The organism is Solimonas soli DSM 21787, assembly GCF_000474945.1.
Lineage (GTDB): Bacteria > Pseudomonadota > Gammaproteobacteria > Nevskiales > Nevskiaceae > Solimonas > Solimonas soli.
Map to the genome: position 1 here is coordinate 226,941 of NZ_AXDW01000004.1, position 14,619 is coordinate 241,559.

The 14,619-nt window shown below is 70.7% G+C and carries 13 protein-coding genes; 6 read left to right on the top strand and 7 right to left on the bottom strand.

Going from position 1 to position 14,619, the window contains the following annotated elements; translation table 11 throughout:
- Positions 1-124: 124 nt before the first annotated feature.
- A complete protein-coding gene (locus K344_RS0103670; RefSeq protein WP_028079538.1) occupies positions 125-1,105 on the top strand; it encodes a quinone oxidoreductase family protein in 981 nt (326 codons plus the stop codon).
- 96 nt (positions 1,106-1,201) lie between these two features.
- On the opposite strand, the gene K344_RS0103675 is transcribed toward K344_RS0103670, so the two are convergent.
- Complete coding sequence (locus K344_RS0103675) at positions 1,202-2,494, bottom strand: alkaline phosphatase PhoX (RefSeq protein ID WP_084196983.1); 1,293 nt, start codon at positions 2,492-2,494, stop codon at positions 1,202-1,204.
- A gap of 86 nt (positions 2,495-2,580) precedes the next feature.
- Between K344_RS0103675 and K344_RS0103680 the strand changes: the two genes are divergently transcribed.
- Positions 2,581-2,985 (top strand): DUF2834 domain-containing protein, encoded by a 405-nt coding sequence (locus K344_RS0103680; protein ID WP_084196930.1) that lies wholly within the window; start codon positions 2,581-2,583, stop codon positions 2,983-2,985.
- Between the two features lie 5 nt (positions 2,986-2,990).
- Here K344_RS0103680 and K344_RS0103685 read toward each other — a convergent pair whose 3' ends face one another.
- The 6 genes from K344_RS0103685 to K344_RS22770 form a co-directional block, all read right to left on the bottom strand.
- Complete coding sequence (locus K344_RS0103685) at positions 2,991-4,433, bottom strand: PepSY-associated TM helix domain-containing protein (protein ID WP_051361847.1); 1,443 nt, start codon at positions 4,431-4,433, stop codon at positions 2,991-2,993.
- A gap of 7 nt (positions 4,434-4,440) precedes the next feature.
- Positions 4,441-6,855, bottom strand: a complete 2,415-nt coding sequence (locus tag K344_RS0103690; RefSeq protein WP_028079542.1) for a TonB-dependent receptor family protein — start codon at positions 6,853-6,855, stop codon at positions 4,441-4,443.
- Positions 6,856-6,927: 72 nt separating this feature from the next.
- Entirely contained in the window at positions 6,928-7,299 is a 372-nt protein-coding gene (locus K344_RS0103695; RefSeq protein ID WP_157622738.1) for a DUF2946 family protein, read from the bottom strand.
- Between the two features lie 99 nt (positions 7,300-7,398).
- A complete protein-coding gene (locus tag K344_RS0103700) occupies positions 7,399-8,175 on the bottom strand; it encodes a glucose 1-dehydrogenase (RefSeq protein ID WP_028079544.1) in 777 nt (258 codons plus the stop codon).
- A 154-nt stretch (positions 8,176-8,329) separates the two neighbouring features.
- Positions 8,330-8,581 (bottom strand): hypothetical protein, encoded by a 252-nt coding sequence (locus K344_RS0103710; protein WP_028079545.1) that lies wholly within the window; start codon positions 8,579-8,581, stop codon positions 8,330-8,332.
- Positions 8,582-8,670: 89 nt separating this feature from the next.
- A complete protein-coding gene (locus K344_RS22770; RefSeq protein WP_028079546.1) occupies positions 8,671-9,498 on the bottom strand; it encodes a hypothetical protein in 828 nt (275 codons plus the stop codon).
- Positions 9,499-9,813: 315 nt separating this feature from the next.
- Between K344_RS22770 and K344_RS0103720 the strand changes: the two genes are divergently transcribed.
- The 4 genes from K344_RS0103720 (at position 9,814) to K344_RS22775 (ending at position 14,517) form a co-directional block, all read left to right on the top strand.
- Positions 9,814-11,235, top strand: coding sequence for a 3-oxoacyl-ACP reductase (locus K344_RS0103720; protein ID WP_028079547.1), 1,422 nt, complete (start codon positions 9,814-9,816; stop codon positions 11,233-11,235).
- Positions 11,236-11,335: 100 nt separating this feature from the next.
- On the top strand, positions 11,336-11,938 hold the full coding sequence (ribA, locus tag K344_RS0103725) for a GTP cyclohydrolase II (RefSeq protein WP_028079548.1): 603 nt from the start codon (positions 11,336-11,338) through the stop codon (positions 11,936-11,938).
- A 126-nt stretch (positions 11,939-12,064) separates the two neighbouring features.
- Positions 12,065-13,090 (top strand): quinone-dependent dihydroorotate dehydrogenase, encoded by a 1,026-nt coding sequence (locus tag K344_RS0103730; protein ID WP_028079549.1) that lies wholly within the window; start codon positions 12,065-12,067, stop codon positions 13,088-13,090.
- Positions 13,091-13,290: 200 nt separating this feature from the next.
- Positions 13,291-14,517: an OmpA family protein gene (locus K344_RS22775; protein WP_157622739.1), complete on the top strand. Its 1,227-nt coding sequence runs from the start codon at positions 13,291-13,293 to the stop codon at positions 14,515-14,517.
- Positions 14,518-14,619 lie beyond the last annotated feature (102 nt).

The following is a 14,619-nucleotide window of genomic DNA, read 5'->3' on the forward strand; positions in this document are numbered from 1 at the left end:
CGCGATCGACAGCGCCTGCGGCAGCCGAACGTTTTCCTGGCCGCCGCCAAGGCGACGCTCGCAGCGCGCGCGAGCCTTCGGCGCTACGATGCGCCGCATCCCTCGTCGAACGGAGCCTTTCGCGATGCGAGCCCACGCCATCCGCGTCCACCAGCACGGCGGTCCCGAGCAGCTGAGCTGGGACGAGATCGAGGTCGCCGATCCGCAGGCCGGCGAGGTGCTGATCCGGCACGAGGCGATCGGCCTCAACTACATCGACACCTATCACCGCAGCGGCCTGTACGCGGTGCCGCTGCCGGCCGTGCTCGGCAGCGAAGGCGCCGGCACCGTGGCGGCGATCGGCCCCGGCGTCAGCGGGCTCGCGGTCGGCGATCGCGTCGCCTACGGCGGCAACGGCCCGCTCGGCGCCTATGCCGAGTACCGCACGTTCCCGGCCGACAAGCTGGTGCGCGTGCCGGCCTCGATCGAGCTGCGCACGGCGGCGGCGATGATGCTGCAGGGCATGACCGTCGAATACCTGATCCGCCGTCTGTTCCCGGTGCAGCGCGGCCAGACCGTGCTGCTGCACGCGGCCGCCGGCGGCGTCGGCCAGATCGCCGTGCAGTGGCTCAAGCACATCGGCGCGACCGTGATCGGTACCGTCGGCAGCGAGGACAAGGCGGCGATCGCCAGGATGCTCGGCTGCGACCACGTCGTCAATTACCGCAAGGAAGACGTCGCCGCGACCGTGCGCGCGCTGACGCACGGACGCGGCGTGCCGGTGGTCTACGACGGCGTCGGCCGCGACACCTTCAACGCCTCGCTCGACAGCCTCGCGCCGCGCGGCCTGTTCGTCAGCTTCGGCAACGCCAGCGGCGCCGTCGCGCCGTTCGCCCCGGCGCTGCTGGCGGCGAAGGGCTCGCTGTTCATGACGCGACCGCGGCTCGCCGATTACATCGCCACGCGCGACGAGCTGGAGAGCAGCGCGCACGCGCTGTTCGAGGTCGTGCGCGGCGGCGCGGTGAAGATCAGCGTGAATCACAGCTACGCACTGCGCGACGCCGCGCAGGCGCATCGCGATCTCGAAGCGCGCAGGACGACGGGGTCGGTCGTGCTCTTGCCGTAGGCGCGGCCGATCGCGGCCATGGGCCGCTCCTACGGGAACCGTGGCCCAATGGGCGTGAAGGACTGCGGTTCCCCCATGGACGCGATCATCGGAATGTCAGCGCCCGAACCACGGTCCGCTGACGCAGTACGTGACGCCCGCCGAGCCGGTCGCGGCGTCGGCGCCGGGACCGCGCTGCGAGCTGAAATAGAAATGCCGGCCGTCCGGCGAGAACGCCGGGCCGGTCACCTCGGAGCCCTGCTGGCCGGACAGTTCGATCAGCGGAAAGATCGCGCCGTCCGGCGTGATCGCCACGGCCTGCTGGTTCGCCTCGCTCTTGTCCTCGACGACGACCAGATCGCCGCCCGGCGTGACGAGGATGTTGTCGACCGAGTCGAGCACCGGCGCGGCGTAGAGGCTGTCGTCGTAGACGCAGGCGAGGGTGCCGGCCGCGGTGTCGTGCGCCCAGATCTTGCGGTCGCCCTTGGTCGTGAAATAGATCAGGCCCTCGTGATGCCAGATGCCTTCGCCGCCGTCGAAGGCCGTGCTCTCCGGCACCTGCTCGCGCGTCGGCTTGCCGATCAGCACGCCGCCGAGCACCGGGTTCGGATCCGGCACGTCGAGCCATTCGACTTTCGTCGCCGGCAGCAGGCCATCGGCGGCAACCGTGGCGGGATCGGCGAGCACGCGCATCACCTGCAGCGTGCCGCGCGCGAGGTCCGGCTTGCCGCCGACATTCGGCGTGTCCGGCACGAAGCGGTAGAAGCGGCCGTCCGGCTTGTCCTCGGTCTCGTAGACGATGTTCGTGCGCGGATCGACGGCGACCGCCTCGTGCGCGAAGGTGCCGAGGGCGCGCAGCGGCGTCGGGCTGGCGACGCCCCAGGGATCGCATTCCCAGACGATGCCGAGGTCGTATTCCTCGCCGGACATCCAGGTCTTCCACGGCGTCGCGCCGCCGCTGCAATTGATGCGCGTCAGCGCGCCGGGCAGCACGTTGTAGGCGTCGACGATCGCGCCGCCGGCGTCGAAGCGGATCGCGTCGACGCCGCCGGGCAGGAACTCGCGGTTGGACACGTAGATCCAGCCGCCATCGTCGGTCGCGAACGTGGCGCCGCCGTCGGGGTCGCTGTGCCAGCGCAGGGCAGTGCCTTCGATCGTTTCGCCGGCGCGCGCGATCACGCGCGCGCTGAAGCCGCGCGGAATGCGGATGCCGATGTCGAGCGGCTCGCCGAGGGCGCCGACCTTGGCCAGGCGCGCGCCATCGCCGGCACCGTTGCCGTCGCCACCGCCACCGCAGGCGGCGAGCGCGCGCGCCAGTGCGACATAGGCCGCGGCCTGGGCGCCGCGCTTGAGGAAGCCGCGGCGCGAGAGGCCGCCGCGCACGCGCCTCGCCGAAGGAAGGATGATCATCGTGAGCCTCGCCGGGAAAAGTGCGAGCCTAGCCGGCGCGCATGAAGCCTTCGTGATGAAGATCAGCGGCTTGCGCTGCATTTCTGATGCCGGACCGTCGCCCTGCTGGCGGCCTCGTCAGACGCGCGCGTCGGCTTTTCCCACGGGAAGCGGCACACAGGGGTTCTTCACTCTTCCGCGCCTTGCTGATCGTGCTCGGCGCCGGTTTCGCGCTCGCCTTCGCGGCGCTGCGCGGGCCGCCGCTGCTGCGCGATCCCGACCTCGTCGGCGCGGCGCTGGCCGGCTTCGTCAATCCGTTTTCGTCGGGCTACGCGCTCGATGCGATCTTCTGCTGGTGCGTGCTGACGGTGTGGGTCATTTACGAGGCGAAGGCCAAACGCATCCGCCACGGCTGGATCGCGCCCGTGCTCGGCATCGTGCCGGGCGTGGCGACCGGCTTCGCCGTCTGCCTCCTGCTGCGCCGGCGGCAGGAGGCGGACGGCAAGGCGTAGGCGCGCTACGCGCCGAGACCGAGAAACACGCGCGCCCGCGGCAGGCGCCGCAGCACGAGACGCTCGGCGAGCAGCACGCCGAGCATCGACGCGCCGAGCAGCGGCAGGAACAGGCCGAAGGCGAGGGCGAGGGCGATCACGCGGCCCGGCACGCGCGCGTCGCCGGCGGCCGGCGCGCCGAGCGTGGCCGGCGAACGGCCCGGCAGCCGGCGCTTCCACCACATGACGAGGCCGCTGACGCTGAGCGTGACGAGGCCGATCGCCGTGAACAGGCCGAGCAGCTGGTTGAACCAGCCGAACAGCTGGCCCTCGTGCGCGGCGACGCCGGTGCCGATGATGCGGTCGAGCAGCGGCTTGTCGCCGAAGCCGCTGCGCCCGCGCACGACGGCGCGCTCGGCATCGAGCGTGAGATTCACGCGCTGCGGCCGGTTCTGCGTGTCGGACCGCGCGCTCCAGTCCGGCGACGCCTTCGACGGCGGCGCGATCAGCACCGGCGGCGGCAGCCGCAGCGCGGCGACCACGGGCACGAGGCGGTCGAGCGGCGCATACGGCGCGGCGACGTCGGGCACCGGCATGCCCATGAGATAGGCCTTGTCGGCCTCGCTGAGCGCCTCGTGATGCATCGCGTGGCCGCCGCCCATGTGATGGCCGGCATGCTCGTCCGGCGGCGCGGTCCGCGCGCGGATCTGCTGCCGCTCGTCGCCGCGTCCGGTGCTCCAGTCCTGCTGCACGCTCGCGGCGGCAATGAACTGGCGCAGCGTCTTCAGATTGCCGCCCCAGAAGTGCGTCCACGGCAGGCCGCTGAGCAGCAGGAACAGCGCGAAGACCGAAACCCACAGGCCGACCACCGCGTGCAGATCGCGCCAGAACACGCGGCCGCCGCGATGCAGGCGCGGCCAGACCACGCCGCCGAGGCCGCCCGCCGCGCGCGGCCACCACAGGTACAGGCCGCTGACGATCATGACGATCGCCCACGACGCGGCGAGTTCGACCAGCATCGAGCCGCGGTCGCCGAGCAGCAGCTCGCCGTGCAGGCGGAAGATCAGGCGGGTGAAGCGGTCGTCTTCGGCAACGCGGCCGAGCACGAGCAGGTTCTGCGGATGCACATAGACGCGCGTGACGACGCCCTCGCGCGCGACCAGCACACGCGCCGCCGATTGCGGCGTGCGCGGCAGCTCGTAGGCATAGAGCGTCGCGCCCGGCACGGCGGCCAGCGCCGCGCGCACCTGCGCCTGCGGCGTCGCCGCCGGCCCGTCGAGCGGCAGGCCGTCGTAGGCGCGCTCGGCGAAGGCGTCGATCTGCGGCTTGAACAGGTAGATCGCGCCGGTGGTCGCCAGCCACAGCACGAAGGGAACGCAGAACAGGCCGGCGTAGAAATGCCAGCGCCAGATCGTGCGGTACAGCGCGCGGCGGCCGGGCTCGGGCGTGTCGGGTCTTGTCGTGTTCATGTCGGCATCAGAAGCGATAGCGCAGGCCGCCGGTGTAGACGCGCGGCGTGCCGGCATAGATCGAGCCGGTCGTGTTGTCGAGCGCGACCGGCTTGCTCGCCGCGTCCAGCTTGTCCGTCAGGTTCGACGCCGACGAGACATAAGTGCGGTCGAACAGGTTCTGCACGGTGAAATAGAAATCGCAGCGCGACAGCCAGCCCGGCGCCGCGTCCGGCGCGTAGTGCACGTTGAGATTGACCACGCCGTAGCCCGGCGCCTGCAGCGTGTTGGCGTTGTCGAGTTCGAAGCCGTCGCGCGCGTTGAGCTCGATGTAGGCGCCCAGGCCCTGCAGCGCGCCGGCCGGCTGATCGTAGGCGAGGCGGGCGTTGAGGGTCTGCGGCTGCACGCCGGGAATCGTGTTGCCGTCGCGCGCCAGGCGGACGACGTCGCTGCCGGCGACCAGCACTTCGGTGTAGTCGCGATAGATCTGGTCGTCGTACAGGTAGGCGAGCGTGAGCTTTGCGCCGGGCAGGGCGGTCGGCAGCGGCCTCAGCGCGAGGCCGGCCTCGACGCCGCGATGCTCGGATTTCGGCGCGTTGAAGGTGTAGCTCTGCTTGCCGACGCCGGCGACCTGCGAGACCAGCTCGTCGCGGAAGAATTCGTAGAAGCCGCTGAGGCTGAGGCTGAGGACCTCGCCGTAGTGCCAGTCGCTGCCGAGGTCGAAGCCGAGGTTGCGCTGCGGGTCGAGCTGCGTGTTGCGGCCCGGGTCGCCGTCGGCATTGACGAACAGATTGGTCAGCTGCGGCGTGCCGTAGGCACTGGCGACCCGGGCATGCAGCGTCCACTGCGCGCTGGCCGCGAACTGCACGGCCAGCTCCGGAGCGACGTTGTAGAACTCGCGCGCGGCGTCGATCGGCGCCCGCGTCGGCGTGCTGGCCGGCGGGTAGGCGAAGGCCGTGTTGCGGCCGTCCATCTGCGTGTACTCGCCGCCGAGGCCGAGCACGGCGGTCCAGCGCGGCGCGAGCTGCAGCTCCTCGCGCAGGCGCAGGCCGGCGTTCTGCGTGCGGCCGGCGGTCTGCACGGTGACGCCGCCATGGCTGGCATGGCCTTCGGGCGTGAGGTTGTACTGCGAGGAATTGATTTCCTCGTCGTTATAGAAGACCCCGGCGGCGGCGAGCGAGGGCAGGCCGAGCAGCGTGCCCTCGTGGCGCAGGTCGCTGCGCAGGTTCCAGGACGGATAGGTGCCGTCGAAGCCGCTGCTGCTGGTCGGCTGCTTGATGTCGCGGTTGTCGAAGACGAGCTGCGTCTGCCACTGCGTGGCGTCGTCGAGCGCGTGCTCCCAGCGCAGGCCGACGATGGTGCGGCGGTCGTGGCGGCCGATGCCGGCCTGCGCCGGGCTGACGGTGGTCGTGCCGGCGTCGCCATTGAAGCCATTGTTCTTCAGCGACAGCGTCGCGCAGCCGGCGCCCGGATGCTGGCCGTCGTCGCAGCCGTGCTGGTAGGGATTGCTGCGGAACTGGTTCAGCGACAGGCGCAGCGACAGGTCGGTGTCGAGCTCGTTGTCGATCAGCTTGAAGACGAGGCGGTCCTGCGGCGTCAGCTGCACGCTGGTCAGCAGGTTCGCGGTGGTCGTCAGGTAGTCGGTGTGGTCGGTCGCGCCGCCGCCGCGCACGTTGCTGAGGAAGGCGCTGACGTCGTAGCGCTCGTTGCCGGCGCCGGCGGCGACGTAGGCGTTGAGATAGCCGTAGCTGCCGGCGTCGAGGCCGGCTTCGACGCCCCGGATGTCGGCACCCGGGCGCAGATGGAACTCGACGGCGCCGCCGGTCGCGTAGTTGCCGTACCAGGCCGACGAGGGACCGCGCACCACGCCGATGGCACCGTAGGCATGCGGATCGGTGAGATCGGTGCGCGCCAGGCCGTCCGGCTGGGTGACGTCGAAGCCGTCCTCGAAAACCTTGATGTTGCGCACGCCGTAGGTCTGGCGATTGTTCGAGCCGCGCACCGAGATCGACACGTCGCGCGGGCCGTTGCCCTGCACGAAGGTGACGCCGGGGCTCATCGCCAGCACCTCGGCGATCGATGCGGCGGGCATGTAGGCGAACTGCTCGCGGGTGATGCCGCTCGCGCTCTGCGCGATCGGCAGGCGGTCGTCGCGCCCGGAATGGCCGGTGACGACGACGGTCTCGACGCCGTCGCGTCGCGCCGCCGCCGCCTCGGCTGCCGGCGGCGCGACCGCCTCGGCGGCGGCCGGCGCCTCGAGTTTCTGCAGCTCGGCATCGATGTCGGCGCGGCGGCGCAGCAGCTCGGCACGACGCGCGGCGGTGTCGGCATCGACATCGGCGGTGACGGGGGCCGCGCCCTGGGCATGGGCGAGGGGTACGTGGACGGCGACGGTCAGGCACATCGCCGATGACGCGGCGAGCGCGGTACGCAAAGCGGACATTGCGGAACACTCCATGAAGAACGTGAAGGGGCAGCGCGGCCGCCGGGCGGCGGGCTGCGAATCAGCGCGACTTCAGGAGTACTGCGGTGGACCTCGGGCCGGCGGCGGCGCCGGTCGTGGCGACTGCGCGACGCGCAGCGGCGATGCCGGTGCGGGCTCTGAACTGCGATCGGCGGCGGATGGCGTGAGCGCCAGGGTCGGCGGCAGCGCGGGCAGCGCGGCGGCGGCATAGACGCATTCGCCGCCGGCCTGCGCGGCGGGGCTGGCCGTATCGGCGATCGAATGAATGCGAACCTGGCCGCCCGAGCACAGCGCGACGGTGAGGCCGAAGCCGCTGCCGCCGTCGTGCGCGAGCATGACGCCGCCCGGCAGCAGGCCGCGGGCGAACACCGCCAGCAGGGCCAGCCACAGCGCAAGACCACGCGGGCGTCGCATCAGGGACAAGGGAACGGACCGTCGGATTCGGGACCTTGGGGCCGCCATGGTAGAGAACGACGCCGGCCGCTGTCACGCCGCGCGTCGTTCCAGGCCCGGAACCAGCCCTCAGAGTCCGCCGCAGCCGATCAGGCCGCCGTCGACGACCAGCGTCGTGCCGGTCACGTAGCTCGCCGCGTCCGAGGCGAGGAACAGCACGGCCGGGGCGATTTCCGCCGGCTGCGCGACACGGCCGAGCGGAATCTGCTTCAGCGCCGGCTTGAGGATCGCCTCGTTCTGCGTCAGCGCCGAAGCGAACCTGGTTTCGGTCAGGCCCGGCAGCACGGCGTTGACGCGCACCTTCCAGGCCGCGCATTCCTTGGCGAAGGCCTGCGTCATGTTGATGACGGCGGCCTTGGTGATCGAGTAGATGCCCTGGCCGGTGCCGGGCTTGAGGCCGTTGACGCTGGCAATGTTGACGATCGCGCCGCCGCCGTGCGCCTTCATCTGCCTGGCGGCGAGGCCGGACAGCTCGAAGCAGCCGCGCAGATTCACCTGCACGGTCTTGTCGACCATCTCCATCGGCGTATCGGCGATGTGGCCGAAGTGCGGATTGGTCGCCGCGTTGTTGACGAGGATGTCGAGACGGCCCTGCGTCTTCACGGTTTCGGCGACCAGCCGCCGCAGATCGGCGCTGACGCCCGCATGCGCGGCGATCACGCTGGCCTTGCCGCCCGCGGCGGCGATCTCCTCGCGCACCTTTTCCAGATCGGCGGCCTTGCGCGAGGCGAGCACGACATGCGCGCCCTGCGCGGCGAGCAGCTGCGCGGTGGCGGCGCCGATGCCACGCGAGGCGCCGGTGACGACGGCGACGCGACCGGCCAGATCGAACAGGGTGGTGGGCATGCGGCTGCTCCTGGAACTCGAATGAGGACAGTGCCGCGATTCTACGCAGCCGCGCCGCGCCGCCGCGCACCACGCGGCGTTCAGAAGATCGTGTAGACGATCATGAAGCCGATCAAGACCAGCCCCGTCATGCCGATCAGGAACAGGTAATCGATCACCATGGCGAGCAGGTGCGCGCGACGGTGGCGATGCGTGCGCAGCGCCCAGATCGCGAGATAGCAGCAGAGCAGGAAAACAGCGAATCGATCGCCAGCGCGTCGTCGGCGAGGGTCTGCACCTTGCGCGAGTCGGCGATGATCTGCACGACGGAGAGCAGGGCGACGCAGACGCCGGTCATCGACGCCGAAGTCGTCAGCAGGCGCTCGATCACGCGCTCCTCGCGCGTTTCCGGTTCGTCGTGGCTCACCGCATGCTCCGTCAGGCCGCGTGGCGCGGCAGGGCTTGGAGTGGCGCGCGCGCCCGGAGTTCGCAGCCGGGCCGCGCGCTGCCGGCGGCTTATTCGACGAGCACCGCGCCCTTCAGCGACTGGCCGAGCTCGTGGCCCTTGGCGTCGGCGAGCGCGGCGCCGATCGTGAGCTGGTAGCGGCCGTTGGCGTCGACCGGCAGCACCAGCATCGTCGGATTGTTGCGGTTGATCTCCCAGGCGCCGCCGACGCGCTTGCCGACGCGATCGACGACCTGGATGTTCTTGCCGGCCGCGGCGGCGTCGGCGAACGGCGCGCTGCCCATCACCACGATGGCGCGCTTGTAGGCGGCCGAGCCGACATAGACGATGTGCAGGCCGTCGCCGCCGGCGGTCTGCCACCACGGGCTCGACGCCGCGGCCTGCGCCTCGCCGCTCGCGGCGCTCGCCGCCTTCGGCGCCTTGCCGCTGTCGCCGCGCGGCGGTTTCGGCGCCGCGGGCCTGGCGGCCGGCTTCGCCTGCGGCGCCGGCGGCTCGCTGGCGGCGGCCGGTGCCGCCGGCTCCGCGGCAGCGGCTGCCGGCGCCGGTTCGGCGGGCGGCGGCGGGGGCGCCTCGGCCGCGCTGTCCGCCGCGGCGGTCTCGGCCGGCGCGGCGGCCGGGGCGGCGGTGGCGTCGTCGGTATTGACGGCCGGTCCGCTCGGCGTGGTCGCCGCGGCGCCCGCATCGGCGGCGCCCGGCGTCTGCGCGGCCGCTGCGACTTCGGTCGGCGATTTCAGCTTGTCGCCGAACACCGAATCGGCCGGCACCAGGCCCTCCATCAGCACCTCGACCTTGTGATGCGGCAGCAGCAGCTTCAGTCCGACATACGTGCCGACGCCAACGACAACGGCGATCGCGCCGATCTTCCAGCCATTCGTCATGTGATGACCCCAACCACAGAAGTTGTTGATGTGATGCGCGGATCCATGGTCCGCCGCGTTGGCCGGCGACGCGTCCCGCGTCCGGGCCTTGCATTCCTCGTCCGACCGCTCCCGTGACCTCGTCGTGCCCTCGTTGCCGAGGCCGGCCGGCTGTTCGCGTTCAACTATCGTAGGACTATGCACAGGCGTCAATGGCGTTTGCGTCGCGGTGCTGTGGTGGCGCTGCGCTGTCGCCGCGCGGCGAACGCTTGCCATAATCGACGTTCAAACTTTGACCATCCATTTTCCTTCCATTCTCGCGGCCCGGACACGACGATGAGCGACCGTTACCTCGACTTCACCAATTCCTCCTTCGGCAAGACCCTGGCCGGCATGATCGGCCTGCCGACGCCGCCGCGCCTCAAGCGCGCCAGCGCGCCCTGGGCGGCGCAACCGCTGGAAGGCAAGTACGTGCTGGTCGGCAGCAGCAGCGGCGCGACCCTGGCGGCGCCGCTGCTGCGCGCCTTGAGCGCGGCCGGCGCGGCGCTGCGCATCATTCCCGAGCACGCCGGCCTGCCGCCGCTGAAGGCTGCGGCCGCCGAGCTGAAGCTGTCGCTGCACGGCAATCCGGCCGAAGGCGTCGGCGAGGCGCGCAATCACGCCCTCGTCTTCGACGCCTCCGGGCTGTCCTCGCCGTGGCAGCTGCGCGAGCTGTACGACTTCATGCAGCCGGTGCTGCGCGGCATCGCCTCGAACGGCCGCATCCTGCTGATCTCGCGCGCGCCGGAATCGGCGGCCGACATCCAGGCGAGGACCGCTTCGACCGCGCTGCGCGGCTTCATCCGCTCGCTGGCCAAGGAAGTCGGCAAGAACGGCACGACCGCGAACCTCGTCGAGGTGCCGACCGGCGCCGACACGGCGATCGACCCGGTGCTGCGCTTCTTCCTCTCCGAACACTCGGCCTTCGTCGACGGCCAGGTGCTGCCGCTGGCGCTGCCGCAGACGGCGAACGTCGCGCTGCCGGGCAGCCTCGAAGGCAGGATCGCGCTGGTCACCGGCGCCGCGCGCGGCATCGGCGCGTCGATCGCCGAGACGCTGGCGCGTGAAGGCGCCAAGGTCATCGGCATGGATCATCCCTCGGCCGAAGGCGGTCTCGGCGAGACCATGGCGAAGATCGGCGGGGTGGGGCTCGCCCTCGACGTCACCGCGCCCGACGCGGCGGCGCGCATCGCCGAGGAAGTCGGCAAGAGCTTCGGCGGACTCGACGTCGTCGTGCACAACGCCGGCATCACGCGCGACAAGATGCTGCGCAACATGCCGCCGCACTTCTGGGACATGGTCGTCAACATCAATCTCGGCGCCATCCTCAAGATCAACGAGGGCCTGCTCAAGCAGGGCTTCAACGACGGCGCGCGCGTGGTCTGCATCTCGTCGATCGGCGGCATCGGCGGCAATGCCGGCCAGACCAACTACGGCGCGACCAAGGCCGGTGTGATCGGCTACGTCGACGGCATGGCGGCGACCTTCGCCAAGCGCGGCGGCGCGATCAACGCGGTGGCGCCGGGCTTCATCGAGACGACGATGACGGCGGCGATGCCTTTCGGTCCGCGCGAAGTCGGCCGCCGCATCAACTCGCTGTCGCAGGGCGGCCTGCCGCAGGACGTCGCCGAGACCGTGACCTTCCTGGCGTCGCCGGCGGCCAATGCCGTCAACGGCCGCACGCTGCGCGTCTGCGGCCAGAACTTCTTCGGCATGTAGTCGCCGCGTATGGGGACCGCGGGGCCCCGGACGCAGCTGCCGCGTCCGGGGCCTCGGTCGTTTCGGGTATCATTTGCGCCCCTCGTAGTCCGAGTCCGCATTGAAGTCCTCCAGTCACACCCTCGAACGCATCGCCGAGTCGAAGCTGCCGACGCCGTTCGCCGAGTTCCGCGTCACCGTGTTCCGTGCCGTCGACGGCAAGGAGCACGTGGTCGTCGCGCTCGGCGAGCTGGCCGGCGAGCCGCCGCTGGTGCGCATTCATTCGGAGTGCCTGACCGGCGACGCGCTGTTCTCGCTGCGCTGCGACTGCGGCGCGCAGCTGCGTTCGGCGCTGCAGAAAATCGCCGGCGAGGGCCGCGGTGCGGTGCTGTATCTGCGCCAGGAAGGCCGCGGCATCGGCCTCGGCAACAAGATCCGCGCCTACGAGCTGCAGGATCACGGCGCCGACACGGTGGAGGCCAATCACCAGCTCGGCTTTCCGGCCGACGCGCGCGAGTACGGCCTGGCCGTCGAGCTGCTGCGCCAGCTCGGCCTGTGCCACATCCGTCTGATGACCAACAATCCGCGCAAGCTCGATGCGCTGAAGAAGGACGGCATCGAGATCGTCGAGCGCGTGCCGATCGAAAGCGGCCGCAATCCGCACAACGAGAAGTATCTCGATGCCAAGGCCGCCAAGCTCGGCCATCTGTTCACGCCGCACTGAATCGGTGTTGTCATTCCCGCGCATGCGGGAATCCAGGTCGGCCCGTGCCGGAGCCTGATCACTGGATGCCCGCCCGCGCGGCAATGACGGATGATGTTCCGGCGAAACCAGAACGATACGACGCCCATGTACGCCGCCGCCCGCTCGCTCCTCTTCAAGCTCGACGCCGAACGCGCGCACGAGCTGACGCTGGAAACCTTCCGGCATTTCCCGAAGCTGGCGACATGGCCGTTCGCGCATGGCGCGGTGAATGATCCGGTCGAGCTGCTCGGCCTGCGCTTCGCGAACCGCGTCGGCCTCGCCGCCGGTCTCGACAAGAATGGCGAATGCCTCGACGCCTGGGGCCGGCTCGGTTTCGGCTTCGTCGAGGTCGGCACGGTGACGCCGCGCGCGCAGCCGGGCAATCCGAAGCCACGCATGTTCCGGCTGCCGGAGCACACGGCGATCATCAATCGCCTGGGCTTCAACAACCGGGGCGTCGACTACCTGCTCGAACGCGTGGCCGGGAGCGATTATCGCGGCGTGCTCGGCATCAACATCGGCAAGAATTTCGACACGCCGATCGAACGCGCCGCCGAGGATTACCTGGTCTGCCTGCGCAAGGTCTGGCGCGCGGCGAGCTACGTCACCGTCAACATCTCCTCGCCGAACACCAAGAACCTGCGCGAGCTGCAGAGCGAGGCCAGGCTGCGGGCGTTGCTCGCGCAGCTGAAGGGCGAGGGCGACAGGCTCGCGCAGATGCACGGCAAGCGCACGCCGCTGCTGGTCAAGATCGCGCCCGACGTCGACGACGAGCAGCTCGACGCCATCGCGCGCGTCGCGCGCGAGACCGGCATCGACGGCCTGATCGCGACCAACACCACGATCACGCGCGATGCCGTCGCCGGCCATGCGCTCGCAGGCGAGACCGGCGGTCTGTCCGGCGCGCCGCTCAAGCCGCTCGCCGACCGCACGCTCGCCGCGCTGCGCAAGCGCGTTGGCGCGGACTTCGTGCTGATCGGCGTCGGCGGCATCACCTGCGCACAGGACGCCTGCGACAAGCGCACGGCCGGCGCCGATCTCGTGCAGATCTACAGCGGCTTCATCTATCGCGGCCCGGCCCTGGTCCGCGATTGCGCCGACGCGCTGCGTCGCCTGCCGCCGAGCCGCTGACGCGACGCCGACCGCGACGGTTGCCGCTCGCGCAGGCAACGCTTAGAGTCCCCTTCGATCAGCGGGCGGGGTTTCGACAAGCTGACATCGCTCGGCTGTCGCGGCAGGGCTGAAACAAGAAGGGAACGGGGCAAGCACGCGTTCCCACGTCTCACAACTTTTGGGAGTTCATCATGCGCTTCAAGGGAGCTGTTGCGGGCGTGGCATGGCTGTTGGCGTCGGCGGGGGCGGGCTGGGCCGGCGTGGCGGGTGCGGTGAACACCGGGGCTTACGACATTCCCTACGTCGGTGCCGGCTATCTCTATGAATTCCCCGACTCGGCGCGTCATTCCGATGACGGCCAGGGCGGGCAGCTGCAGTTCGGCTTTCCGCTCGGCAGCCAGGGCTATCCGAACTGGTCGGCGGAGGCCACGCTGCATCGCCTGGAGCGCGATCGCGACATCGACGGCAAGAGCGACTACCAGACCGGCCTGATGTTCGACCTCGTCTACGACTTCGGCGAACAGGGCCTCGGCAACTTCGGCGGCGGCTATCGCTTCAAGCCCTTCCTGCTCGGCGGCGTCGGCGTCGTGCAGAACGACGTGCTCGGCGACAGCCATGAACATGTCGCCTTCGATCTCGGCGGCGGCGTGCTGCTGCCGCTCGGTTCGCTCGGCTGGAACGGACTGGCGGCGCGCGTCGAGGCGCGCGCGCTCGGCCAGTTCGACAGCAGGAGCACCAACGAAGACTTCCTGCTCGACTACCGGATCAGCGCCGGCCTGCAGCTGCCGCTGTTCTTCCTCTATCCCGAGCACAAGCACGAGGTCAGCAAGCCGGCCGATTGCGAGCTGGCGGTCGTCGATCCGGTCACCGGCCGCAGCGACTGCGCGGTCGATTCGGACCGCGACGGCGTCAATGACGACAGTGATCTGTGTCCGGGCACGCCGACCGGCGTCGCCGTCGACGCGCACGGCTGTCCGCTCGACGGCGCGGCCGGCGAACCGACGCCCGGCGACGAGGACGGCGACGGCGTGGCCGACGCCGCCGACCACTGCCCGGCGACGCGCCGCGGTCTCGCCGTCGATGCGACCGGCTGCATGGTCGGCCAGTCGCTGTCGCTGAGCGGCGTGCAGTTCGACAACAACACCGCGGTGCTGACCGCCGACGCGCGCCGGCAGCTCGACGAAGTGGCGGCGACGCTGAAGAACCAGAACGACGTCAACGTGCAGATCATCGGCAACACCGACAACGTCGGCAGCAGCGCGTACAACCTGATGCTCTCGCAGGAGCGCGCCGAGTCGGTACGCCAGTACCTGATCGCGCGCGGCGTCGACGGCGGCCGTCTCGTCGCCACCGGCCACGGCGCCTTCTATCCGGTCGCGCCGAACACGACCGAAGCGGGCCGCGCCAGGAACCGCCGCGTCGAGTTCAAGCTGATCATCCAGTAGGCGCCGGGCGTTCTCGCCTCCGTTGCGCGAGCGGCGGGAGCGCGCCGCAAGGACGATTCGGGGCCGTGCGCGGCCCCGAATCGCCGGCGCCCGGTTCCGTAC

Coding starts and splice junctions, on each gene's coding strand:
- K344_RS0103730 (WP_028079549.1), top strand. CDS start 12,065: ATGTACGCCGCCGCCCGCTCGCTCCTCTTCAAGCTCGACGCCGAACGC.
- K344_RS0103675 (WP_084196983.1), bottom strand. CDS start 2,494: ATGATCATCCTTCCTTCGGCGAGGCGCGTGCGCGGCGGCCTCTCGCGC.
- K344_RS0103720 (WP_028079547.1), top strand. CDS start 9,814: ATGAGCGACCGTTACCTCGACTTCACCAATTCCTCCTTCGGCAAGACC.
- K344_RS22770 (WP_028079546.1), bottom strand. CDS start 9,498: ATGACGAATGGCTGGAAGATCGGCGCGATCGCCGTTGTCGTTGGCGTC.
- K344_RS0103700 (WP_028079544.1), bottom strand. CDS start 8,175: ATGCCCACCACCCTGTTCGATCTGGCCGGTCGCGTCGCCGTCGTCACC.
- K344_RS0103690 (WP_028079542.1), bottom strand. CDS start 6,855: ATGTCCGCTTTGCGTACCGCGCTCGCCGCGTCATCGGCGATGTGCCTG.
- K344_RS0103670 (WP_028079538.1), top strand. CDS start 125: ATGCGAGCCCACGCCATCCGCGTCCACCAGCACGGCGGTCCCGAGCAG.
- K344_RS0103680 (WP_084196930.1), top strand. CDS start 2,581: ATGCCGGACCGTCGCCCTGCTGGCGGCCTCGTCAGACGCGCGCGTCGG.
- K344_RS0103685 (WP_051361847.1), bottom strand. CDS start 4,433: ATGAACACGACAAGACCCGACACGCCCGAGCCCGGCCGCCGCGCGCTG.